General features: G+C 67.1%; 20 protein-coding genes. 2 read left to right on the top strand and 18 right to left on the bottom strand.

Features of this window, described 5'->3' with window-relative positions; all coding sequences use genetic code 11:
• Positions 1-26: 26 nt before the first annotated feature.
• Together NQ034_RS05535 and hflX are read right to left on the bottom strand one after the other, a co-directional pair.
• The gene (locus tag NQ034_RS05535; protein WP_257047524.1) at positions 27-2015 is read right to left on the bottom strand and encodes an ATP-dependent DNA helicase; all 1989 of its coding nucleotides are present in this window, start codon (positions 2013-2015) and stop codon (positions 27-29) included.
• 4 nt (positions 2016-2019) lie between these two features.
• Positions 2020-3498, bottom strand: a complete 1479-nt coding sequence (gene hflX / locus NQ034_RS05530) for a GTPase HflX (RefSeq protein ID WP_257047522.1) — start codon at positions 3496-3498, stop codon at positions 2020-2022.
• 75 nt (positions 3499-3573) lie between these two features.
• On the opposite strand from hflX, the gene NQ034_RS05525 reads away from it, so the two are divergent.
• Positions 3574-4185: a class I SAM-dependent methyltransferase gene (locus tag NQ034_RS05525; RefSeq protein WP_257047521.1), complete on the top strand. Its 612-nt coding sequence runs from the start codon at positions 3574-3576 to the stop codon at positions 4183-4185.
• Between the two features lie 23 nt (positions 4186-4208).
• On the opposite strand, the gene dapF is transcribed toward NQ034_RS05525, so the two are convergent.
• From dapF to NQ034_RS05455, 14 genes are all read right to left on the bottom strand, one after another.
• Positions 4209-5153 carry a diaminopimelate epimerase gene (gene dapF, locus NQ034_RS05520; RefSeq protein ID WP_257047519.1) on the bottom strand — a complete coding sequence of 315 codons (945 nt, stop codon included), beginning with the start codon at positions 5151-5153 and terminating at the stop codon, positions 4209-4211.
• 22 nt (positions 5154-5175) lie between these two features.
• Positions 5176-6126, bottom strand: a complete 951-nt coding sequence (miaA, locus tag NQ034_RS05515) for a tRNA (adenosine(37)-N6)-dimethylallyltransferase MiaA (RefSeq protein ID WP_257047517.1) — start codon at positions 6124-6126, stop codon at positions 5176-5178.
• Positions 6123-6896, bottom strand: coding sequence for a class III extradiol ring-cleavage dioxygenase family protein (locus NQ034_RS05510; protein WP_257047516.1), 774 nt, complete (start codon positions 6894-6896; stop codon positions 6123-6125). The genes miaA and NQ034_RS05510 overlap by 4 nt, the downstream gene beginning before the upstream one ends.
• A 1-nt stretch (position 6897) precedes the next feature.
• Positions 6898-8376, bottom strand: a complete 1479-nt coding sequence (gene miaB / locus NQ034_RS05505; protein ID WP_257047515.1) for a tRNA (N6-isopentenyl adenosine(37)-C2)-methylthiotransferase MiaB — start codon at positions 8374-8376, stop codon at positions 6898-6900.
• 60 nt (positions 8377-8436) lie between these two features.
• On the bottom strand, positions 8437-9063 hold the full coding sequence (locus NQ034_RS05500; RefSeq protein ID WP_257047514.1) for a regulatory protein RecX: 627 nt from the start codon (positions 9061-9063) through the stop codon (positions 8437-8439).
• Positions 9056-10261 (bottom strand): recombinase RecA, encoded by a 1206-nt coding sequence (gene recA, locus NQ034_RS05495; RefSeq protein ID WP_257047513.1) that lies wholly within the window; start codon positions 10259-10261, stop codon positions 9056-9058. The genes NQ034_RS05500 and recA overlap by 8 nt, the downstream gene beginning before the upstream one ends.
• 397 nt (positions 10262-10658) lie before the next feature.
• On the bottom strand, positions 10659-10889 hold the full coding sequence (locus NQ034_RS05490; protein ID WP_257047510.1) for a DUF3046 domain-containing protein: 231 nt from the start codon (positions 10887-10889) through the stop codon (positions 10659-10661).
• Between the two features lies 1 nt (position 10890).
• Positions 10891-11208: a helix-turn-helix domain-containing protein gene (locus NQ034_RS05485; RefSeq protein ID WP_257047509.1), complete on the bottom strand. Its 318-nt coding sequence runs from the start codon at positions 11206-11208 to the stop codon at positions 10891-10893.
• A gap of 186 nt (positions 11209-11394) precedes the next feature.
• Positions 11395-11871 (bottom strand): CinA family protein, encoded by a 477-nt coding sequence (locus tag NQ034_RS05480; RefSeq protein ID WP_257047507.1) that lies wholly within the window; start codon positions 11869-11871, stop codon positions 11395-11397.
• Entirely contained in the window at positions 11861-12502 is a 642-nt protein-coding gene (gene pgsA / locus NQ034_RS05475) for a CDP-diacylglycerol--glycerol-3-phosphate 3-phosphatidyltransferase (protein ID WP_257047566.1), read from the bottom strand. Before pgsA ends, NQ034_RS05480 begins: the two co-directional genes overlap by 11 nt.
• A gap of 18 nt (positions 12503-12520) precedes the next feature.
• Positions 12521-15439 (bottom strand): DNA translocase FtsK, encoded by a 2919-nt coding sequence (locus tag NQ034_RS05470; RefSeq protein WP_373456783.1) that lies wholly within the window; start codon positions 15437-15439, stop codon positions 12521-12523.
• Positions 15440-15513: 74 nt separating this feature from the next.
• Positions 15514-17652 carry a pyridoxal-dependent decarboxylase gene (locus NQ034_RS05465; protein ID WP_257047506.1) on the bottom strand — a complete coding sequence of 713 codons (2139 nt, stop codon included), beginning with the start codon at positions 17650-17652 and terminating at the stop codon, positions 15514-15516.
• 136 nt (positions 17653-17788) lie between these two features.
• Positions 17789-19393 carry a malate synthase A gene (aceB, locus tag NQ034_RS05460; RefSeq protein ID WP_257047505.1) on the bottom strand — a complete coding sequence of 535 codons (1605 nt, stop codon included), beginning with the start codon at positions 19391-19393 and terminating at the stop codon, positions 17789-17791.
• A 141-nt stretch (positions 19394-19534) separates the two neighbouring features.
• Complete coding sequence (locus NQ034_RS05455; protein ID WP_257047504.1) at positions 19535-20914, bottom strand: FAD-binding oxidoreductase; 1380 nt, start codon at positions 20912-20914, stop codon at positions 19535-19537.
• A gap of 119 nt (positions 20915-21033) precedes the next feature.
• Here NQ034_RS05455 and NQ034_RS05450 point away from each other — a divergent pair, with 119 nt between their 5' ends.
• Positions 21034-21765: an IclR family transcriptional regulator gene (locus NQ034_RS05450; protein ID WP_257047503.1), complete on the top strand. Its 732-nt coding sequence runs from the start codon at positions 21034-21036 to the stop codon at positions 21763-21765.
• Positions 21766-21828: 63 nt separating this feature from the next.
• Here NQ034_RS05450 and NQ034_RS05445 read toward each other — a convergent pair whose 3' ends face one another.
• Both NQ034_RS05445 and dapA read right to left on the bottom strand, forming a co-directional pair.
• Positions 21829-23520, bottom strand: coding sequence for a ribonuclease J (locus NQ034_RS05445; RefSeq protein WP_257047501.1), 1692 nt, complete (start codon positions 23518-23520; stop codon positions 21829-21831).
• Positions 23517-24437 carry a 4-hydroxy-tetrahydrodipicolinate synthase gene (gene dapA, locus NQ034_RS05440; protein WP_257047500.1) on the bottom strand — a complete coding sequence of 307 codons (921 nt, stop codon included), beginning with the start codon at positions 24435-24437 and terminating at the stop codon, positions 23517-23519. Before dapA ends, NQ034_RS05445 begins: the two co-directional genes overlap by 4 nt.
• Between the last annotated feature and the right edge of the window lie 4 nt (positions 24438-24441).

Genomic DNA, 24441 nt, shown 5'->3' with positions numbered 1-24441 from the left:
TGGCGCCCTGTTGCCCGGTCTGCGGCTCAGTCGGCTGCCGCGGGCATAGAGCCCAGCCGCTGTAGGGCGCCGCGGACTGTCGCATAGTCGTCGGTCCGCCACAGCGGCGGCAGGCTCTGCAGCAGGAAGCCCCCGTACCTGGCGGTACGCATCCGGCTGTCGAGGATCGCCACCACGCCGCGATCGTCGACGGTGCGGATCAGCCGACCCACGCCCTGGGCAAGTTTGAGCGCGGCCGAGGTCGCGCTGACGGCCATGAAGCCATTGGCCCCGTTGTGTTGGGCCTGCGCTGTCCGCGCCTTCGCCAACGGGTCGTCGGGGCGTGGGAACGGAATCCGGTCGATGACGACCAGTCGGCACGCCTGCCCCGGTACATCGACGCCCTGCCACAGGCTCAGGGTGCCCATCAGACAGGTTTCGTCCTCGGCCGCGAATCTCTTGACCAACTGGCCCAGAGTTTCCTCCCCCTGGAGCAGGATCGGCAGATCCGTATGCGCGCGCAGCGCCTCTGCGGCCTGAGTGGCCGCCAATTTGGAGGAGAACAGGCCCAGCGCCCCGCCGCCGGCGGCCGCGACGAGTTCGACCAGTTCGCTCGTCGCCTCATCGCCGAGTCCAGAGCGGCCCGGTTTGGGCAGGTGTCCCGCGACGTAGAGAATCCCCTGTTTGGGGTAGTCGAAGGGAGAGCCCACATCGATCGCGTCATAGCGCGGGGCATCGGGCCCGACCAGGCCCAGGGAGGCGGCCACCGCTTCGAACTTGCCGCCGAGCGCGAGAGTCGCCGATGTCGCCACCACGGTGGATTCCGCGAACAGCCCCGAGCGCATGGTGCCCGCCACCGACAGAGGTGCCGTGACCAACGAGGTCGTCTCCGTTTCCCGGAATTGATTCCGGGCCACCCAGAGAACGTCGTTATCAGCGTCCAGCGCCATGCGTTCTGCCAGTTCGAAGACTTCCTGCACGCGGGCCTTGGCCATCTTCTTCCCTGCGTCGGCATCATCGTCCGAGCGTTCCTTGTCCCCACCCATCTCCGAGACCAGCGTTCTGGCCTCGTCGCGCACCGCTGCGACTACGGACATAAGGGATTCGGGTTTGCGCAAAAGTAAACCGGTCTCGGATTCCGCCAGGGCCCGTTCGAAGCCGTTGGCCGCGCTGTCGAGCCGGCCGATCAGGGCCTCTGGCACCGTCGAGTGGCGTTTGGCCGAAGCCACCGCCGACTGGACCATGGGCACTGTCAGCGACCCGGTCAGCGCGTTGGTGACCCGATCGCGCAGTTCATGGGCCTCGTCGATGATGACGGCCCCGTGTTCGGGCAGGACCTTGTTCTGGCCGAAGGCGTCTATGGCCAACAGCGCGTGATTGGTCACCACGACGTCGGCGCCGGCGGCCTTGAGCTTGGCCATCTCCGCATAGCACTCGTCGTACAGCGGGCACTTCGAGCCGAGGCAGTCCGCGGCGTTGACGGATACCTGCTGCCAGGTCTTATCGGATACGCCGGGGGTCAGGTCGTCGCGGTCCCCGGTGTCGGTCGTGCGCTCCCAGGAACGGACCCGCGCGACTTCCTCCTCCAGCCGCGACATGCGCGTATTGCCGGACTGGGCTGCGGCGTCCGCACCCAGGTCGAAGAGCATGCCGGCATCGTCTTCGGGGTAGCCGCCGTCGAGCTTGTGCTTGCACACGTAGTTGCGCCGGCCCTTGAGCACCGCGGCAACGGGTTTGCGGCCGAATTCCGCCTTGGTGGCCTTGACCAGGCGGGGTAGGTCACGGTCGATGATCTGGCCCTGCAGCGCCAAGGTCGCTGTGGACACGACGACACGCGAGCCGGTGCGCATCGAGTATTCGACGGCGGGCACGAGATAGCCCAATGATTTGCCCGTGCCCGTGCCCGCCTGCACCAGCAGATGGGTCTCCGTGTCCAAAGCCGAGGCCACGGCCTCGGCCATGGTCTGCTGGCCCGCCCGCGGAGTACCTCCCAGAGCGCCGACGGCCAACCCCAGGAGTTCGGCTACATCCGCCACCCGGTCATTCCCCCTCTGTGTATCCGAAGGGGGCCAGCTCGGCGGCCAGATCATGATTGACCCGGGCGGTCAGGCGAGTGCCGGCTTCCCCGTACTCCTCGTGCTCGACGGTGCCCTGTTCGTGCACGCGCGAGACCAGATCGCCGCGGTCGTAGGGTATCAGCACGTCGACGGCGGTGTCGGGGCGCGGCAGCAGGTCCTCGACCCTGCAGCGCAGTTCCTCGACACCATCACCGGTATAGGCGGAGACCGCCAAAGAGCCACGGTGGGCGGCCAGCAGGCCGGCGAGCACCGCGGGGTCGGCGATATCGGCTTTGTTGAACACGATGAGTTCGGGAATCTGCCCTGTTTCGACATCGGCCAATACGTCGTGCACGGCGCTGATCTGGCTTTCGGGATCCGGATGGGAGGCATCGACGATGTGCAACAGCAGGTCCGAGTCAGCGGCCTCCTCCAGGGTCGACCGGAACGCCTCCACCAACTGTGTGGGCAGGTTGCGCACGAAGCCCACGGTGTCCGTGTAGGTGTACGCGCGCCCGTCGTCTGCCTGCGCCGCGCGGACCGTGGGGTCCAGGGTGGCGAACAGTGCGTTCTGCACCATCACCCCGGCGTTGGTCAGCCGGTTGAGCAGGCTGGATTTGCCGGCGTTGGTGTAGCCGACGATCGCGACCGAGGGAATCCTGTTGCGGTCGCGGTTGGAGCGCTTGGTCGCCCTGGCGGGCTCCATCGCCTTGATCTCCCTGCGCAGTTTCGCCATCCGGGTGCGAATGCGCCGCCTGTCCAGTTCGATCTTGGTCTCACCCGGACCGCGCGAACCGATCCCGGCCCCGCCAGCCACCCGGCCGCCCGCCTGCCGGGACATCGATTCGCCCCAGCCGCGCAACCGCGGCAAAAGGTATTCCATCTGCGCCAGTTCGACCTGTGCCTTGCCCTCCCGGCTCTTGGCGTGCTGGGCGAAGATGTCGAGGATCAGGGCGACCCGGTCGACGACCTTGACCTTGACCACGTCTTCGAGCGCACGCCGTTGGCTGGGGCCAAGCTCCGAATCCACCACGACGGTGTCCGCGCCCACCGCTGCGACGATGTCCGCCAGTTCCTGTGCCTTGCCGCGGCCCAGGAAAGTGCTGGGGTCCGGATTGGCGCGGCGCTGCAGCACTCCGTCGAGGACCGTCGAACCGGCCGTTTCGGCCAGTGCCGCCAGCTCCCGCAGCGATGCCTCCGCCTGGGCGGCGGTTCCGTGCGTCCAGATACCGGCCAGGACGACGCGCTCGAGGCGGATCTCACGGTATTCGACCTCCGTGATGTCCTCGAGTTCGGTCGACAGCCCCGCGACGCGCCGCAGTGCGGTGCGCTCCTCGACCTCCAGCTGGTCGTCGTGGGCGACCAGCCGCTCGTCGGTGAGCGCGGTCCCCGCCCGTGAGAGCACCCGGTCGACGACATCGCGACCGGTGCGGTTCCCGCCGCTGTTCTGGGGTTGGGTCATAAGGCCTCTGCTTCCTTTCGTCTGCGGTGTCCATTGTCCCACAGGCCACTGACACGGGCCCGGTACGATGAACCGGTGAGCGATCATTACTTCTCCGCCGAGCCGACCTCGGCCTCGCACCCGCGTACCCTCGACGTCCGCCTGGCCGGACACAGCGTGCAGGTGTCGACCGATGCCGGAGTCTTCTCCCCCACCCGACTGGATCAGGGAACGGCAGTGCTGCTCGACGCGCTGCCGATGCCCCCGGCAGGTGAGTTACTGGATCTGGGCTGTGGCTGGGGCCCGATCTCCCTCCATGCCGCTCTGCGAGCGCGCGAGGCCGGGATCGACCTGCGCGTATGGGCCCTCGACGTCAACGAGCGCAGCTTGGGCCTGACCGAAGCCAATGCCCGGGCTCTGGGCCTTTCCGAGGTCAACGCCGTGACCGCCGATCTGATTCCCGCAGAGCTGCGATTCCAGACGATCTGGTCCAATCCGCCGATCCGCGTTGGCAAGGACGTGCTCCACGGACTGCTGCAGACCTGGCTGCCCAGGCTGGTCCCCGGCGGCGAGGCCTGGCTGGTGGTCGCGAAGAAACTGGGGGCCGATTCGCTGCGCTCCTGGATCCAGGACAGCTTCCCCGGATACCGGGTGGAGAAACGCTCGCAGTCCAAGGGCTTCCACGTCATCGTCGTCGTACGCGGCTGATCCCGCTCCCGGCCGGCGGCGCGTCAGCCCTCCAGCCCCGCCTCGCGCAGTAAGCGCCGCGTGGGCCGCAGCACCGCGGTGAGGACCGCGGGGCCCGACAGCGCGACGGTACCGGCTGCGATGTCGATGCGCACGGTACCCCCCGGTTGCTCGACGTACCAGGAACCGGGGGCACCGCTGCCCGCCCAGGTGTGGGCGGCCAGCGCCGCAGCACAGGCCCCCGTCCCGCAGGCGTAGGTCTCCCCCACGCCGCGTTCATTCACCCGCATCCGCAGCCTGGCCACACCGTCGACGGGTTCGCCGGAGATCACGATGTACTCGACATTCGTCCCCGCCGGTGGAACCGGATCGATCACCGGCTGTTCCAGCAGATTCGCCCGGTCCAGTTCGGCTACGCCGGCCAGGGCCAGAACGGTGTGCGGGTTACCCATGTCCACGCTCAGCGCCGGGCGGGTGCCCTGTACCCCGTCGGTGACGACGGTCGAGTCCATTCCGTCCACGGGTGCCAACGGGAAGGCATAAGCGCCCATATCCACGCGGTACCAGCGATCGGCCCCCGGCGCTGCGTCCAGCGGGTTGTCCACCACTGTGACGTGTTTGGTACCGGCCCTGGTCCCCACCGCGAAGCCCGCGGAGGGATCGACCAATCCGTGTTCGACCAGGTAGTGTGCGAACACGCGCACTCCGTTGCCACACATCTCGGCGATCGAACCGTCGGCGTTGCGGTAGTCCATGAACCATACGGCTCCGTCGTCCCCGGCGCCCTTGGCCGCTTGGACGTCCGAGGCCTGGGCCGGACTCGCGGCCAGGGCCGCCGGGTGGATCACACGGATCAGGCCGTCACCGCCGATCCCCGCGCGCCGGTCGGTCAGGACGCGCACCGCGGCGGGGTCCACCGCAATGCCGCCGTCCGGATCGAACAGCAACACGAAGTCGTTCTGGGTTCCATGCCCCTTGGTCAGTTCCATCGTGTGCTCCTTCGCTGCGCTGTCATCGAATCGTGGGCTCCGGGTCCGGACCGTCCCCGGGACCTGCGGCTTCTGCAACGAGCCGCAGGGCGTGCTCCAGCAGCCCCGTGTCCTGTGCGTCCACCCAGGCGATCCGTGGATCCCGGCGGAACCAGGTCTCCTGCCTCCGGGCGAACTGCCGGGTCCGGACCACCGTCGACTCGATGGCCTCGGCCCGGGAGACGGTCCCTGCGAGCAGTTCCATGATCTGTCGGTAACCGATCGCACGGCCGGCCGTTTTACCCTGGGCCAGGCCCTGTGTGAGCAGAGTCCGGACCTCGCCGACCCATCCCGCGTCGAACATCGCCGCGACGCGCGCTGCGATCCGTTCGTGCAAAACGGCGCGCTCTATCCGCAGGCCGATCTGCACTGTCGGCATGGCGTAGGTGTATTCGGGTAGCTGGGCAGAGAACGTCCGGCCGGTCAGCGCCACGACTTCCAGGGCCCGCACGATCCGGCGGGCATCGCCGGCACCGATCCGCCGCGCCGCAGCCGGGTCGACCCGAACCAGTCTGGCGTGCATGGACTGCGTGCCCACCTCCGCGATCTGAGCTTCAAGCCGCGCCCGCAGTGCTGGATCCGTGCCGGGGAACTCCATCACATCGGTGGCCGCACGGACGTACAGGCCCGATCCGCCGACCAGGATGGGCTGTTTGCCGCGCGCTCGGATGTCGGCGATGAGCTCACGGGCCTCCCGTTGGAAGGCACTGACCGATGCTTCCTGGGTCACATCGAGGATGTCGAGCAGGTGATGTGGGATGCCACCGCGGTCCTCCGGCGCCAGTTTGGCGGTCCCGATGTCCATCCCCCGGTAGAACTGCATGGCATCGGAATTGATGATCTCGCCGTCGAGGCGCTGGGCCAGGGCGATGGCCAGATCGGATTTGCCTGTGGCGGTCGCGCCCACGATGTTGATCACCGGCGTCCGGGTCATGCGCGCGCCGCCGTCCAGCTCCCCGTCAGCGTGCCCGAGACCACGGTGACTCCGTCGAGTTCTTCGACCAGCAATTCGGCCGGGCCCGGCTCCCATCGCAGGCCGTGCGCCGCGGTCAGGGAGTGCAATGCGACCACTGCGTCGAGGTCGGCTGCGAACCGCGCCTGGTCCCGGTGCAGGTCTTCCAGGCCCGGCACGTCCCAGGCCCGCAGTGCGGCCAGTACAGCCCGGTCGAACTCCGCGGCGCCCGGCAGCGGCGCCAACGGACCGTCCGGGGTGGAGCGCGCGCTCAGGTCCACCGGCACGATCACGAGTTCCGGGCCGGCGGCGCCGACCGGATCGGTGGAGCCCACTGCCTGCCCGCGTTCGGGCTCCAGGGCGGGCCAGGCCCGCAGTCGTCCGGCCGGGCCCGAGGCGGCTACCAGTTCCGCGACCACGCCCAGTCCGGAATGTGCGGCCAGGCAGGCTCGTCGTTCCTCTTCCTTCAGCCGGGCGCAGGCCGCGCGCCAGGCCGCGCCAACGCAAATGTGCGTGCCCGTGCGCAGATCGACTCCACGGTCGAGTCCATAACCGCCGAGACCCGCCAGAGCGGGCAACCGCCGGGCGGGGAAGGTCAGGGGCGTGGGCCCGGCGAGCAAATCGACCACGCGGGCGCTGAATGCCCGCTGCCGCGTCGTTGCTCCCGGATTGACCCCGGGGACGTAGGCGGGGGCGGTTGGAAGCACGACCAGGCGGGCCGGTGTGCTGTGCTCCAGGAGGGTCCCCGACACGTCAGACGCTGGCCCGAATCGTGGGCATTCCCAGGACCGTCGGCCCCCCTGCGGATGCGCCGGGAGACGGAACGCCGCAGGAATCCGCCTGTGCCAGATCCCAGGCATCGCCCGAAACCGTCTTGCGCAGGTCGAAGGGAGCATCCGCGATCAGGAAGTAGGGTTTGGCCTCTGTGATGTCGGTGGTCACGATATCGCCGGGACGCGGCTGTTCGACCGAGTCCCCACTGGCGACGTGGACCAGCCGGTTGTCGCGGGCCCGCCCGGAGAAGCGGCCGTGCTCGTCCCGCTGGGAGGTCACGAGGACCTCGACCGGGGTGCCGATGAGACGCTTGTTCTCGTCCCAGGCGATCTCGTCCTGCAGGGCGACCAGACGTTCGAAGCGCTCCTGCACAATCGCCTTGGGAACCTGCCCGTCCATGGTGGCGGCCGGAGTACCGGGACGAATCGAGTACTGGAAGGTGAACGCCTGGCTGAACCGGGCGGCGGCCACCACGTCCAGCGTGCCCTGGAAGTCTTCTTCGGTCTCACCTGGGAAGCCCACGATGATGTCGGTGGTGATCGCGGCATGCGGGATGCGGTCCCGGACCCGCTCCAGGATGTTCATGAAACGCTTCGTCCGGTAAGACCTGCGCATCTCCTTGAGCACCCGGTCCGAACCCGACTGCAAGGGCATGTGCAGCTGTGGCATGACCGTGGGGGTTTCGGCCATCGCCTCGATCACGTCATCCGTGAACATGGCCGGGTGCGGGCTGGTGAAGCGGACGCGTTCGATCCCGGGAACCGCACCGACGGCGCGCAGTAGTTTGGCGAAGGCTCCGCGGTCACGGAATTCGCTGCCGTAGGAGTTGACGTTCTGGCCCAGCAGGGTGACCTCGATGACCCCCTGTGCGGCCAGTGCCTCGACCTCTGCCAGGATGTCTCCGGGACGCCGGTCGCGTTCCTTCCCGCGCAGGCTCGGCACGATGCAGAAAGTGCACGTATTGTTGCAGCCCACAGAGATCGACACCCAGCCGGAATGGGTTGATTCGCGCCGGGTCGGCAGAGTCGAGGGGAACACCTCGAGGGATTCCTTGATCTCGACCTGGGCTTCGTGATTGTGGCGGGCACGCTCCAAGAGCACCGGCAGCGCACCCATGTTGTGAGTGCCGAAGACGACGTCGACCCAGGGGGCGCGCTTGACGATCGTATCGCGGTCCTTCTGCGCCATGCAGCCGCCCACGGCGATCTGCAGGCCGGGGTGGGATTCCTTGACTTCCTTGAGTCGGCCCAGGTTGCCGTATAGACGGTTATCGGCGTTCTCCCGCACCGCGCAGGTGTTGAAGACCACGACATCCGCTTGGCCTTCGGAGACCGGACTGTAGCCGGCGTCGTCGAGCAGGCCCGAGATCCGTTCCGAGTCGTGGACATTCATCTGGCACCCATAGGTCTTGACCTCATAGGTGCGCAGGTTGCTCTGGGTTTCGAGTACGTCAGTCATGCTGCCCGTTAGTCTACCGGTCCTTGGCACGTGTTTCGCACCCTTGGCCCCTATGCTCGATTAAGAACCCGGAAAGGACTCCAGTGCCGCCTCCGTCGCCTTGAGACAGGCACCCTGGGCGAAGCCGCGACGGGCCAGCATCCCCAGGATCCGCCGCTTGCGGGTATCGCGCGGCAGGCGCACAGTGGACGCGGCCTTCTTCGCCGCGACTTCGTAGGCCAGGTCGAACTCATCGTCGATGTCCGCGAGTGCGGCGGCGATATGGGAGTCCGCCACTCCCTTATTGCGCAGCTCTCGGCGCAGAGCGCTCTTCGACAGGGCCCTGGACTCGCGTTTCGCCCTGACATACGAGCTCGCGTATTCGGCATCGTCGAGCAGGCCCGCAGACTCCAGCCGCGCGATGAGCTGGTCGACGATGTCAGCCGGGTGCTCCTTGCGCAGCAGTTTGGTGCGCAGGTCGTGAGCGGAGTGGGCCCGGGCCGCCAGCATGTTCATCGCCCGCTTCTTCGCCCGCTTGTATTCCGGATCCTCACTGAGGGCATCGGGGCCGGGTACCGTGCCGGCATCCCTGGCGGCCTGCGCCTGGCCAAGCACCTCGACAGCCCGTTGCAGGGCGGCGACGACGGTGTCCCGTTCGTCACCGCCCTGGCCGGATGGTGTGGTTTCCCGAGCAGAGGGATCAGACATTGCCCACTGCCGGTGCCGCGACCGGCGCCTGGCCCACCGGCTTCGAAACTACCGGCTTCGAGTCCGTGGGCTTCGCTGCGGCGGACTTCGATTCCGGAGTCTTCGCCCCAGCCTTCGGGTCCGCCTTGGCGGCATCCGTGCCGGCGGATTCGGCCTCGTCGGTTTTGATCAGACCCAGTTTCTCCTTGATCTTCGTCTCGATTTCGGCAGCCAGGCTCGGGTTGTTGCGCAGGTAGTTTCGGACGTTCTCCTTACCCTGGCCCAGCTGATCGCCGTTGTAGGTGAACCAGGAGCCGGACTTGCGCACGATTCCGTTGTCAACGCCCATATCGATGATGCTGCCCTCACGGGAGATACCCTGACCATAGATGATGTCGAATTCGGCCTGTTTGAAGGGCGGTGCGACCTTGTTCTTCACAACCTTGACGCGGGTCCGGTTGCCCACCGCATCGCCGGATTCCTTCAGCGTCTCGATCCTGCGGACGTCCAGGCGCACGGAGGCGTAGAACTTCAGCGCCTTACCGCCGGAGGTGGTCTCCGGCGACCCGAAGAACACTCCGACCTTCTCACGCAGCTGGTTGATGAAGATCGCGGTGGTGTTCGACTGGGCCAGGGCACCCGTGATCTTGCGTAGGGCCTGCGACATCAGACGGGCCTGCAGGCCCACATGGGAATCACCCATTTCGCCTTCGATTTCGGCCTTGGGCACCAGGGCTGCGACGGAGTCGATGACGATGACGTCCAGGGCACCGGAGCGGATCAACATGTCCGCGATCTCCAGCGCCTGTTCACCCGTATCCGGCTGCGACACCAGCAGCTGATCCGTGTCGACGCCCAGAGCCTTGGCATAGACCGGGTCCAGCGCGTGTTCCGCGTCGATGAAGGCGGCGATGCCACCGGCGGCCTGGGCACTGGCGACCGCGTGCAGGGCGACCGTGGTCTTACCCGAGGATTCCGGCCCGTAGATCTCCACTACGCGGCCACGCGGCAGGCCGCCCACGCCCAGGGCGATGTCGAGAGCGACCGAACCCGTGGGGATGACTTCCACCGCGGGGCGGTTCTCATCGCCCAGGCGCATGATCGCGCCCTTGCCGAACTGCCTGTCGATCTGTCCCAGCGCCGAGTCCAGCGCCTTGTTCTTGTTGTCCGCCGCTTTGTCGGCGCTGGTGGCCGCTGTGCGGGTGTTCTTGCCTGCCATGGTTCCTCCTTGGTGATTCCCTTATGCCAGAACTCTAGAACCAGGCACTGACACGGGTGTTCCGCCGACGCGAACTGTGGATATGCGGGCGCCGGATAACCATCGAAGGTCACAGGCGCAGTCCATCCCGTTGGCTATTCTAGACCATCATGGGAACATGTGTTCGAAATACTGCCCACCGAAGCCTCTACGCAATGCTCTGCCCACATCCCAGCGGACCGCGGTGGGCGTGATCCACAGGCCTCCGCACGCGGTCACCGTCATTCACCGGGGTAAAGGCGCAGGCCTATGCCCGGGGAGAATGCGCGGGGCCCGGATCCACGACCCGGGCCCGTTTCTTCCTCCCCCAGTGCTCCGCTACCTCGTCCACATAGACGGAACGATCCGAGTATCCGCCTCAGAAGGGGGCGGCGGGGGGCTTGTGATCGATTCCCAGCCTGCGTTCTGCCGGAATCCCTGCGGAATCGCAGACGGCCAGCCAGATCTCCTTGGGCTGGTAGCCGGCGTCGAACGCCTGCTCGGGGGTCAGCGAACCAAGTGGGCTCAAAGCCAGGTCGGCGTGCAACGAAGCGGCACGGATGGAACCGAACTCGTCATTCATCAACTGCCAGTAGACGGCATGGCGCATCTCAGCGCCGTCCCACCAGCTGCTGCTCGCCGGCGAGGACATGGGCCGAGAGTTCGGCCGGAATGGTATCGGGGATGTCGACGCCCTCGCTCAGGGCGACCCGGTCTGCGACCTCGCGCAGCATATGCGACAGAGGCATGTCGAGCGCCCCGCAAATCGAGGCCAGGAGTTCCGAGGACGCTTCTTTCTGACCCCGCTCGATCTCGCTGAGATACCCCAGGGACACGCTGGCCCCGGTCGAAACATCCCGCAGGGTGCGGTGCTGCCGCTGTCGGGCGGCACGCAGAGTGTCGCCGATTTCCGTACGGACAAGTGTCATCGGGCGGCCTCCGTTTTCTATCGATGTTGTCATACGTATGTACTAACCCATAGGATGCGGACTTTGTTCCTTCCAAACTACACGTTCACAGCTCCGGTCACCACCGCCCGGGCCGGGCAAAGCGGAAAACCTGAGCCGAACACACGCAACTTAGAGGTGAATTCCCACGCTGTGCTCATCCCGGATTCAGACCGTGGCCAGCTCACTGTCCACTACCGCCAATAATCGGGAGACGGTCGCCCGGCGGATGGCGTCCCGGTCCCCACTCAGATCCAGGCGAATGGTGCGCACGTCCGTCGGCATCGCCAACCCCAGGTAGACCCGACCGACCGGCTTGCCGTCCTGCGGATCGGGCCCGGCCACACCGGTGCACGAGATCCCGATATCGGCCCCGCACCGGTCCCTGGTACCCGTGGCCATCTGGGCTGCGACCTCGGGGTCGACCGCGCCACGCGCGGCCAGCAGTCCGGCATCAACTCCGGCCAGCACGTGTTTGAGCTCCGTCGCGTAGGTCACCAGCCCACCGCGCAGCACGCGTGAGGCACCCGGCACCTGTGCCAGGGTCGCCGCCACCAGCCCCGCGGTCAGGGACTCGCACGTGGCGATCGTCAGACCTTTCGCGGATGCTGCGGCGATGACGGCCGCGGCGCCCTTATCGATCATCGGCCCCACTCTGTTCCCCCTCTGGCGTCCCGCCCCCGGCGGCCTTCGCATCGCGCACCAGGCGGTAGGCCTGCACGCAGTAGTCCACCCCGGATACCAGGGTCACGACCACAGCCGCGGTCAGCACGATGACGGCCACCACCGTGAAGACCGCGGTCAGCCAGCCCACCTGCAGGGATGCCACCGGCACCAGCAGCAGGTACATGGCCAGGGCCACCGTCTGCAGGACGGTCTTGAGCTTGCCGCCCTTGGAGGCGGGCATGACCGCGTATGTGATGATCGCGAAACGCAGCAGGGTGATTCCGAATTCGCGCACCAGCACCAACACCGGGATGACCCACCACATATCGCCGACGATGGCCAGGCAGATGAAGGCGGCAGCCGTCAGTGCCTTGTCGGCGATCGGGTCGGCGATCTTGCCGAAGTCGGTGATGAGGTTGTATTTGCGGGCCACGTGACCGTCGATCGCATCCGTCACCATGGCCAGCACGAAGACGACGAAAGCCCAGATCCGCCAGATCGGATCGCTACCGCCGTCGTGCAGCAGAACGACGATGAAGATCGGCACCATGATGATGCGCAGAATCGTCAGCGCATTGGGGACGTTCCAGTTACTGGGCTTGGTCTGCATTTCGTTCACGCCTCCAGCCTACCGGCCCGTCAGCTCCCAGGCGTCTTCGCTTTCCCCCTCGACGACTTCCAGGCCCGTTGCCGGATCGATATCGCCCGGTGCCAGGCCGGCGCGGGCGGCGTCCTGTGCCGCATAGGCGTCGGATCCGTACGCATCGTGGCCGACGGACCCACTCGCCCCATGGGAGGCCTGTGGCTGTGGGGCTCCGGGCTCGGCGTGGGCGGCGGCGTCCATTGCATCGTGGATGTCCCCCGCCGCCGGATCGTCGCCCTTGATGTAGGACAGTGTGGCGGGCAGGTCCTCTGGCTTGACCAGCACATCGCGGGCTTTGGAACCCTCCGAGGGCCCGACGATCCCGCGGGACTCCATCAGGTCCATCAGCCGGCCGGCCTTGGCGAAGCCCACGCGCAGCTTTCGCTGGAGCATCGAGGTCGAGCCGAACTGCGAGGTGACGACGAGTTCCGCGGCCTGCAGCAGCAGGTCCATATCGTCGCCGATCTCCTCGTCGATCTGCTTCTTGGGTGCCTCGACCGCCACGTCTTCGCGATAGACCGGTGCCAGCTGGCCCTTGACGTATTCGACGACCTTCTCGATTTCGTCCTCGTTGACCCAAGCGCCCTGCACGCGCATGGGCTTGGCCGCACCCATCGGCAGGAACAGGGCATCGCCCTGGCCGATCAGCTTCTCCGCGCCCGGCTGGTCGAGGACGACGCGCGAGTCGGCCAGGGAGGACGTGGCGAAGGCCAGCCGCGAGGGGACGTTGGCCTTGATCAGACCGGTGACAACGTCCACCGAGGGCCGCTGGGTGGCGAGCACCAGGTGGATGCCCGCGGCGCGCGCCAGCTGCGTGATGCGCTGGATCGAGGCCTCGACATCACGCGGGGCGACCATCATGAGGTCGGCCAATTCGTCCACCACGACCAGCAGATAGGGGTAGGGGTGGAGTTCGCGTTCCGAGCCGGGGGGCGCCTGGATCTTGCCCTCGCGGACCGCGGCGTTGAATTCCTTGACGTGTTTGAAACCGAAGTTCGCCAGGTCGTCGTACCGGGCGTCCATTTCGCGCACGACCCATTCCAGAGCCTCTGCGGCCTTCTTGGGATTCGTGATGATCGGCGTGATGAGGTGTGGGATGCCCTCGTAGATCGTCAGTTCCACGCGCTTCGGGTCGACCAGAATCAGGCGGACCTCGTCCGGAGTGGAGCGCATCATGATCGAGGTGATCATCGAGTTCACAAAGCTCGACTTGCCGGATCCGGTGGCACCGGCGACGAGCAGGTGGGGCATCTTCGCCAGATCCGCAACGACGAACCCGCCCTCGACGTCCTTGCCGACGCCCACCACCAGGGGCTTGTCCGTCTTCCGCGCGGCCTGACTGCGCAGCACATCGCCCAATGCCACGGTTTCCCTGTCCGCATTGGGGATCTCGATGCCGATGGCCTTCTTGCCCGGGATCGGCGAGAGGATGCGCACGTCCGCGCTGGCCACCGCATAGGCGATGTTCTTCGACAGCGCGGTGACCTTCTCCACCTTGGTGCCGGCACCCAGTTCGACCTCATAGCGGGTGACCGTCGGCCCGCGGGAGAAGCCGGTGACGTGCGCGTCGATCTTGAACTGTTCGAAAACCTCGCGCAGCGCGGCCACGACCTTGTCATTGGCCTCCGAGCGTTCCTTGGCGGGAGGACCCGCGATCAGCAGATCCGAAGACGGCAGGGTGTACGTGACGTCCCCGGCCATTTCGAGCTGGGCCACGCGCTGCGGCAGTTCGCCGGCATCCGGCTGGGACTGCTTGTTGACCACCGGCACTTGGGCCTGCGCTGCCGTTTCGGCCTCGTCCATCCCCAGATCGTGTTTGAGCTGGGCACGTTCACGTTCGGCCCTGGTGGGCCGGCGCTGGCCGGGTTTCGGCGCATCCGGGTCCGCCGCCGAGCCGTCCTGAGAATCCGCCTGCTGGTCGTAGACGCCCTGGGGCCGCAGCACGCGGGTCGGCTCATCGTGTTCGGCCACGTGGTCCGTGGGCTGGCCTGCGGCCGCCTGATCGTGCTCTTCTAAGGCCTTGTCGTAGGCCCGGGTGGTTTCGGCCTCGTCGTCCTTCTTCCGCCCGCCGCGCTTCTTGCCCATGGGTTTAAGCGTCGCGGTGCCACGGTTCTGGCCCACCAGGTCCACTTCGGCGCGGCCCTCGTCCTGGTCGTCGAGTACGCGGTTGGCCCCGGTCAGCAAATCGTAGAGGCCGACGATGCGCTGCGGAATCCGGGCCACAGGCGTGCCCGTGATGATGAGCAGGGAGAACAGTCCGATGAGCACCAGCAGCGGCACCGTCACATAGACGGTGGTGGTGGCGACCAGGGGCGAGGACACGATGTAGCCCAGCGCGCCGCCCCCATTGGCCATGGCGGCACGCGAGTTGACGAAACTGGGACTGCCCGCGGCGATGTGCGCCAGTCCCGCTGCACACAGCAGGGCGATGAGCAGCCCGATGAGGATGCGATTGTTCCCGCGCACCCGGTCACCGTGCAGGAACAGCCGGATCGCGTAGCCGACGAAGACGATCGGCAGGACCAGGGCGACGCGCCCGAAGGTGCCCTCGATGACCGCGCGGACTCCGTTGCCAAAGCCCCCTGGGATGTTCCACCATTCGAAGGCCGCCGCGATCACGGCCAGGATGATGAGCAGGAAGCCGGTGCCGTCGCGTCGGATGCCACCGTCGCGCGATTCGTTCTCCCCCATGGATTTACGGGTCCGGTTGCCTGCCATTCGAGCCATTCCCATCCACGCCCCCGCAATGGGATTCACGGTGGCGTTCTGCTTGTCCCCCGAACCGCTGCCGCGCCCGGTACTGCGCGCAGCCCTGGAAGTGGCCGCGGACTTCGCGGTGGCCTTCTTCTTGGACCCGCCGCTCTTGCCACGGCCGGCAGTGGGGGAAGTCCTACTGGTAGCCATGGTTCCATGGTAGGCGGCGGCACGGACACGGCCGGGGATTTCCGCGGGCCTGGCGCGGCAGGTCCCTGTGCGAATCAGACCTCCCGGAGCACCTGCAACAGGGCGGCCGCGTGCTCCTCCGTGGTGTTGGGGTTGACGATGCAGGCGCGCAGCGCGGTCACGGACCTGCCCGCCGCAACCACAGTGGTCTGGGCGATGAAGGCACGGCCCGACCGCTGCACCCGCAGCGCCAGGTCCGCGTTGAGAGCGTCCAGATCTTCTTCGGCCACGCCTGCGGGAGTGTAGCGGAAGCACACGATCGACAGGCCGTGGCCGAACACCTGGAAGTCGGGGGCTGCGACGAGGAGCTCCCGCAGGGCCGAGGCCACAGCCAGGTCGTGACCGATCAGGCTGCGGTACCCGTCCAGTCCGGTCAACTGCAGCTGGGCCCACAGCTTCAATGCGCGGAAGGGCCTGGTCTGTTCCAAGCCGTATTCGGAGAACCAGACGGGTTCATCCGTTGTCGCCTGCGAGCGCAGATAGGGCGGCACCAGGCTATAGGCGTCCCGGGCCCAACTCCCGTCTTTGAACAGCACCATGCCACAGTCCACAGGGGCGTAGAGCCACTTATGGGGATCCAGCGCCAGGCTGTCGGCTTGCGCCATGCCGGCTTTCACACCGTCCAGGTCGTCGAGCAACAGGGCCGCGGGACCGCCATAGGCGCCGTCGACGTGCAACCACACATCATGGGCGCGGGCGATCCGGGCGATCTGATCGAGCGGATCGATCGCACCGGTATTGACGGTGCCGACGCTGGCGACGACGGCCACCGGGGTCAGCCCCGCTGCGATATCGGCCTCGAGCATCCTCGCCAGATGCTCCGGGAGCATCCTGTCCGCGGCGTCGTGGGGTACGCGGGCGATGCAGGAGCGGCCCAGGCCCAGGGCCTCCACAGCCTTGTCCAAGCAGGAGTGCGCCTGCGCTGTGGCGTAGATGCGGGGCGCAAGGCCGGCCACGCCGTCGACGCGGTCGTCCAGACCGATCGCGGCGGCCGCCCGGTGCCGGGCGGCCCCCAGGGCGGTCAGGGTCGCGGCGGAGCCGCCGGAGACCAGTTGTCCCGCTGCCGAGCCGGCGGTTTCCCAGCCGAGCAGTTCGCAGAACCAGCGAATCACCTCGTGTTCCAGGTGCACACCGGCGTGCCGTCCCCCGGCCATGCTGGGATTGAGCGCGGTGGCGATCGCATTCGCAGCGACGCCCATCGGGTGAGCGGGGGAATTGACCCAGGCGAAGAACATCGGGTGCCCGTTGCCGAAGGGGTAGGGCATCACCTGCTCGGCAATGTCTGCCAGCACACTGCGCACATCGCTTCCGGCCACCGGAACGGGCGAGGTTGCGAAGGTCGTCAGCAGATGTTCCGGCAGTGATCCGGTGACCGGGCCGGTCACCGTGTCCGCCAATACCCGGGAGGCGAGTTCGGCCGCCCGCGACAGCAGAGCCCGCTCGGCCTCCGGCGTCCAGTCCCAGCCCGGTACTGCGGGATCGGCCCGGCACACGATCGTCCCCGCACCGGGTTCCCGTTCGGACGGAACGGCACCCGGCGCGGGGACGGGGTCAGCACCCTGGACAACCGCCCCGGCCCGCGGCTCGTGCGCCCGGTCCGGACCGATGGCGTCCATCACCAGGTAGTAGGTGCACGGTACGGACGCGTCGTTGCGGAAGGCGTGGACGCGGGCTCCGCCGAAGTAGATGCTGTCGCCCGCTGCCAATCGGTAGTCCCGTCCGTCGAGGCTCAGGGTGAGCACACCCGATTCCACTGCGACGTATTCCCGGCTGCCGCGCATGTGTGGATCGTAGGCACCCGCGTCCACACCGGCGGCGATTTCCACGCGCATGAACTCGAATTCGACGCCGGCCAGATTCGGATTGAGGACGGTTCTGGACCAGGAACCTTCATCGAGCCGGGCCTGCTCGTCCTGGCGGCGGACGATGATGGCGTCATCGTCACCCGCCTCGCCGGCTACCAGGCGGCCCAGCCCGGTACCCAGGGCTGTAGCCAGGCGGTCCAGCGTGAGGATGGTGGGAACGCGTCCCCCGCGTTCGACCTCGGAGACCATACTGCGACTGACTCCGCTGCGCCGCGCCAGGTCCTGTACCGTCAGCCCCTTGGCCCGCCTGATGTCGCGCAGCCGGGGTCCAAGGGCTCGCGGGTCAACATTTCCTTTGATCTCCACCATGGATTCCACTATAGTGGATACTCCTACAAGGAGCCACCACACGCAGAACCGGCCGAGGCCGCACCCGGTGGGCGCGGCCTCGGCCGGAGATTCCCGCAGGCCGCGTGTACCAGCCCTGCCCGCGGCGACGATCCACTCAGTCCAGCAGTTCGTATGCCGGCAGGGTCAGGAAGTCGTAGTAGACCTCGGCGGTGGCCATGGCAACGAACAGTTCGGTGGCCCGGGCGAACGACTCGGGCCCGCCGGGCAGTCCCGCGGTCTCCTCGGCGACCAGCCGGTCGACCAGTTCCCGGGTCACGGTGGCGCCCGTATCGGCCAGGGTGACTTCGAACTTCAGCCACTGCCACACCTGGGTTCGGCTGATCTCCGCGGTCGCGGCGTCCTCCATCAGATTGTGAATCGCCGCAGCACCGTTGCCGTTCAGCCAGGACTGAACGTACTGGATGCCCACGTTGATGTTCGCCCGCAGGCCGGCCTCCGTGACATCGCCGGGGGTGTCCTTGACGCTGAGCAGCTCGGCCGCGCCCACGCTCACATCCTCGCGCAGCTTGTCGATCTGGTTGGGCTTATCGCCCAGCACCTTCGTGAACTGCTCCTTGCACAGATCGACCATGCCGGGGTGGGCGACCCAGGAGCCGTCGAAGCCGTCGGTGGCCTCACGGGTCTTGTCGCCGGTGACCTTCTCGGTCGCCACCGCGTTGACCTCAGGGTCCTTCGACGGGATCTGCGCGGCCATGCCGCCGATCGCATGCGCCCCGCGCTTATGGCAGGTGCGCACCAGCAGTTCCGTATAGGCGCGCATGAAGGGCACGGTCATGGTCACGAGGTTGCGGTCGGGCAGAATCCAGTCCGTCCCCTTGTTCCGGTGGGTCTTGATGACGGAGAAGATGTAGTCCCAGCGCCCGGCATTGAGTCCGGCGGAGTGCTCACGCAGTTCGTAGAGGAATTCCTCCATCTGGAAGGCCGCAGGGTAGGTCTCGATCAGGCAGGTGGCGCGGATGGTGCCGCGCGGGTTGCCCAGTGCGTCCTCGGCGAAGCTGAAGACGTCATTCCACAGTCGCGCTTCGAGGTAGGACTCCATCTTGGGCAGGTAGTAGTAGACGCCCTGGCCCTTCTCGATCTGGCGCTGTCCGGCGGTGGCGAAGTACAGGGCGAAGTCGACCAGGGAGCCCGATCCCTGTTCCCCGTCGATCAGCATGTGCTTCTCATTCATGTGCCAGCCGCGCGGGCGCACGATGATGGTGGGCAATTCCGCATCGGGGCGCAGGCGGTATTCCTTGCCGGTGTCCGCGGCGGTGAAGTCGATTTCCCGGTTGATGGCGTCGAGCAGGTTGATCTGGCCGCCGACCACCGAATCCCATGCCGGGGTGTTGGCGTCCTCCTGGTCGGCCAGCCAGGCCTTGGCTCCGGAGTTCAGGGCGTTGATCGTCATCTTCTTGTAGGTGGGGCCGGTGACCTCCACCCGACGGTCCTCCAGGCCGGGCGCCGGCGGGGCGACGCGCCACGAGTCATCGGCGCGGACCGCGGCGGTCTCCTCCAGGAAGTCCAGTTCGCCACCGTTGTCCAGGTGTTCCTGGACGGCCCGGCGGGCGGCCAGGCGTTCGGCGCGCGCCGGGGTGAACTTCCGGTGCAGGTCGACGATGAGCTGCAGGGCCACAGGGGTGAGGACCTTGGCGAATTCGGGCTGCAGTTCGGCGGTGATCTCCAGGCCCTGGGGTGGGGTGATGCTCGACGGGGACATTCGGGCTCCTTCGGCTCGATTTCATATCGTGAAATTAAAATCACGCTCAGTGAAACCATAGCAGGCATTGCGTGTCCCGCGCCACACCCCGCGCCACGAGCGGCAGCACGCTGCACACCCGCCGCCCCGATGCCCGAACCCTCAGGAATGCGAGCGCTGCGAGGCGAACACCACCCCTGGATTGAGGATCCCCTGCGGGTCCAGCGCGTCCTTGATCCGCTGATTGAGCTCCATCACGTCCTCGCCCAGATAGTCGGGCAGCCACGGCCGTTTCAGCCGGCCCACCCCGTGTTCTCCGGTGATCGTCCCGCCCAGTTCCATCGCCAGTTCCATCACCTCGCCATAGGCCGCGTGCGCGCGTTCGGTCTGCGCCGCATCCGCCGGATCGAAGACGATGAGCGGATGCGTATTGCCGTCGCCCGCGTGTGCCATCACCGCGATCGTGACATCCCGGTTCTTCGAGATATCGGCCATGCCCAGCACCAGGGCGCGCAGTTCCGGCAGCGGCACGCCCACGTCCTCCAGCAGCACGGTGCCCTGCTTCTCCACACAGGGGATCGCGCCCCGGCGGGCCGCGACGAACATCTCGCCCTCGTCCGGATCCGTGGTGTGCAGGCACTCCGAGGCGCCGAAACCGGTGCACACCCGTTCGATCTGCGCGATTTCGGCGGCCGCGAACTCCGCGGGCTCGTCGGATTGGACCACCAGCATCGCGGCGGCATCACGGTCCAGGCCCATGTGCAGTTCGTCCTCGACCGCGTTGATCGTGACCCGGTCCATGAACTCCAGCATGGAGGGCCGGGCGACCCGTGTGATGTCGAGGATCGCCTGACAGGCGGCGCCCAGATCGGGGAAGGTCGCGACCAGGGTCGAGGGAGCCCGTTGCACGGGCACCAGCTTGAGCACCGCCTCGGTCACAATGCCCAGCGTCCCCTCCGAACCGACGAACAGCTTCGTCAGCGACAGGCCAGCCACGTCCTTGAGCCGGGGACCGCCCAGCTTTACCGCCCGCCCGTCGGCCAGTACCACCGTCATGCCCAGCACGTAATCGGTCGTCACGCCGTACTTCACGCAGCACAGACCACCGGCGTTGGTCGCGATGTTCCCACCGATCGAGCAGAATTCGAAGGACGAGGGGTCCGGCGGATACCACAGGCCCTCCGCGGCCGCCGCGGCCTTGACCTCGGCGTTGAAGGCACCGGGCTGGACGAAGGCGGTACGGGTCAATCGGTCGATCGTGACCTCGCGCATCGCGTCCAGGGAGATCACGATCGCCCCGGTCAGTGCGGTCGACCCGCCCGACAGGCTGGATCCCGCGCCCCGCGGCACGATCGCCACGTCATTGGCCGCAGCCCAGCGCACCGCCGCCTGTACGTCCTCGGTGCACGTGGCCAGCACCACCGCCAGCGGGTGGCCGGCCTGCGGGTCGTTGGCCCGGTCGAACCGGTAGGCCTGGGTCTTCACCGGGTCGGTCAGGACCCGCCCGGGTGGCAGCAGACCGCACAGTTCTTCGAGACTCATGGGACTCCCCCTCATCGATCGTCGTTGATCAGTCCCCCTGATCTTCTCGCACAATCGGTTATGGCGAAATCCATATTCCACATTATGAAAACATGTGAGCCGCGGTTTAGGATCGCCCCATGGTGCAACATGTGCAGTCAGTCGACCGGACCCTTGATGTGCTCGAGGCACTGGTCGCCGCCGGCGGTACGGCCAGGGAGAAGGACCTGGCAGCGGCCTGCGAGCTGCCCGCCCCCACGGTCCACCGGATCCTCGCCACCCTGACGGCCCGCGGTTACGTCCTGCAGTTCGCCGATCGCTCCTATGCCCTGGGCTCGCGCCTGGTCCGCCTAGGCGCGGTGGCCGCCCGGCAGGTCGGGGCCTCGGTCCAGCCGATTCTGACAGCACTCGCCAAGGACCTGGGCGAGACCGTGAACCTGGCGTTCCTGACCCGCGATTCGATGACCTATGTCGCCCAGGCGGCATCGCCGCGGTCCATGCGGATGTTCACCGAGGTCGGCCGCAGCGTGCCACTGCACAATTCCGGGGTCGGCAAGGCGGTTCTGGCCTCCCTCCCGGACTCCGTGGCCGAGCCCCTGCTGGACGCGAGCGTGGGCGGCCCGCGCGCCCGGCGCCACATCAACCTCGAGGCCGAACTCGCCCAGTGCCGCAACCGCGGCTTCGCGCTCGACGACGAGGAGCAGGAGGTGGGCGTGCGCTGCCTGGCCGTCGCGGTCGCCGGCGCCCCGAGCCCGGCCGGGCTGTCTGTCTCCGGCCCGACCTCGCGCCTGGGCCCCGATGTCTACCCCGCGGTCGCCGCGAAACTCACCGAAACCGCCGCCGAACTGAGCGCCCACTGGGCGCAGGGATGAGCAGTGCGTGGGGGCCAGTAACCCAACAGGGTTCCGGGCCACCTCGCTTCGGTGCGCCGGTACTCAGTCGCGCACGACGACAACCATCGGAACGATCATCGGCTTGCGGCGCAGCTTGGAGCTGATCCAGCGGCCCAGTGTCCGGCGGATCGCCTGCTGCAGCTTGTATTCGTCCTTCGTGCCCTTGTTCAGGGCATCCTGGATCGCCTCGGTGATCTTCGGCTTGATCGTGTCGAAGACCTTGTCGTTCTCCGCCACGCCACGGGTGTGGATGACGGGGCCGGCCAGGATCGACTGGTTCTTGGCATCGACGGTCAGGAACACGGACACGAAGCCCTCGCCGGCGAGCACGCGGCGGTCCTCGAGGTCGGCCTCGGTCACGGTGCCGACCGAGGACCCGTCGACGAAGACGTAATCGCAGTCGACGGCGCCCACGACTTCGGCGTGGCCGTTCTTCAGATCGACGACCCAGCCGTCGTCGGCCAGCACGATGTTCTCCTCCGGCACGCCGGTGGCCTGGGCCAGCTTGGCGTTGGCGATCAGGTGACGCCATTCGCCGTGGACGGGGAACACGCCCTTGGGCTTGACGATGTTGTAGGTGTAGAGCAGTTCGCCGGCCGATGCGTGGCCGGACACGTGCACGTTCGCATTGGCCTTCGAGATCACCGTGGCACCGGCCTTCATCAGGCCGTTGATGACACGGGAGACCGAGTTCTCATTGCCCGGGATCAGCGAGGAGGCCAGGATGACGGTGTCATCGCTGTTGAGCTGGATCCGGTGGGTGCCGTTGGCCATCCGCGACAGGGCGGCCATCGGCTCGCCCTGCGAACCGGTGCACATGAGCACGACCTGGTCCTCCGGCAGGGAGTCGACGTCCTTGAGGTCGACCAGCACGCCGAAGGGCACGTTCAAATAGCCCAGCTCCTGGGCGATCTTCATATTGCGGACCATCGAGCGGCCCACCAGGCAGACCCGACGTCCGTGTGCGCTGGCGGCGTTGAGGACCTGCTGGACGCGGTGGACGTGGCTGGAGAAGGACGCCACGATGATCCGGCCCTCGGCCTGGCCGAAAAGCGACTCCAGGACGGGGCCGATGTTCTTCTCCATCTTGGTGAAGCCGGGGACTTCGGCATTGGTGGAGTCGGTCAGGAACAGGTCGATGCCCTCTTCGCCCAGCCGGGCGAAGGAGCGCAGGTCGGTGATCCGGCCGTCCAGCGGCAGCTGGTCCATCTTGAAGTCGCCGGTGTGCAGGCAGGTACCGGCCTCGGTGCGGATGCACACGGCCAGGGCGTCGGGAATCGAGTGGTTGACCGCGACGAATTCCAGGTCGAAGGGACCCAGTTGGTCCTTGTCGCCCTCGTGGACCACGCGGGTCACTGCCTTGATGCGGTGTTCCTTGAGCTTGGCCTCGACCAGAGCCAGGGTCAGCACCGAACCCAGGATGGGGATGTCCTTGCGGTTGCGCAGCAGATAGGGCACCGCGCCGATGTGATCCTCGTGGCCGTGCGTGAGCACCATGCCCACGACGTCCTTCCAGCGGCCCTCCAGATAGCTGAAGTCCGGCAGGATCAGGTCGACGCCTGGCTGCTCTTCCTCGGGGAAGAGCACGCCACAGTCGACGATGAGGAGTTTGCCGTGGAATTCGTACACGGTCATATTGCGGCCGACTTCGCCCAGGCCGCCCAGGGCGACGATGCGCAGTGCGTTTCGATCGAGCTTCGGGGGTTCGCCCAGCTCCGCCAGTAGATCTCTCACTGAAGTATTCTGCTCCCTAACAATTCCGTGCGCAGGAACTCGACCTGGTCCTCCGTTGCCGGCAGGACGGGCAGTCGGGTCGCGCGGTTCTCTATCAGGCCCTGGAGCTCGAGTGCGGCCTTGGCCGCGACCACTCCGGGCATATGGTTCATGATCGTGTCGACGACGGGCACCAGTTCAAGCGCCAGCTGTCGTGCCGTGGCCATTTCGCCTACGTGCGCGGCGGCCACCATCCGTGAAATCTGTGGTGTTGCGACGTGTCCGACGACGGACACGACGCCGATCGCTCCGGCCGCCAGCAGCGGCCAGTTCAGGGCGTCCTCGCCGGAATAGTAGACCAGGGGCGAACGCCCCATGACCTCCATGGTCGAGGCGATATCGCCCTTGGCATCCTTGACGGCCAGGATATTCGGGTGGGTTCCCAGTTCGACCAGGGTGTCGACGGTCAGCGGAATACCGGACCGACCTGGAATATCGTACAGCATAATGGGAAGGTCCGTTGCCTCGGCCACCGTCTTGGCGTGCGCGATGACACCCGCCTGGCTGGGCTTCGAATAGTAGGGAGTGACCACCAGCAGGCCGTGGGCACCCACCGCCTTTGCCCGTCCGGCCAGTTCGATCGTGTGACGGGTGTCGTTGCTACCGACGCCGGCGATGATCCGGGCCCGCTCACCGACCGCGGCGAGCACACAGGACAGCAGTTCGTCCTTCTCATCGTCACTGGTCGTCGGGGACTCCCCCGTGGTGCCGGAGACGACGAGCATATCGCAGCCCTGATCGACCAGATGCCGGGCCAATCCCGCGGTCGCCGAGAAGTCGATGCCACCGGCCTCGTCGAACACCGTCGCCAGAGCCACACCGACCGTACCGAAAGCGGAGATAGCCGTCCTCGCTTCACCGTCACCCATAATCGCCATGGGC

Source organism: Brevibacterium moorei (genome assembly GCF_024580735.1).
Classification (GTDB): Bacteria; Actinomycetota; Actinomycetes; order Actinomycetales; family Brevibacteriaceae; genus Brevibacterium; species Brevibacterium moorei.
Note: the sequence above shows the minus strand (reverse complement) of the source record. Positions and strands in the feature narration are given on the sequence as shown.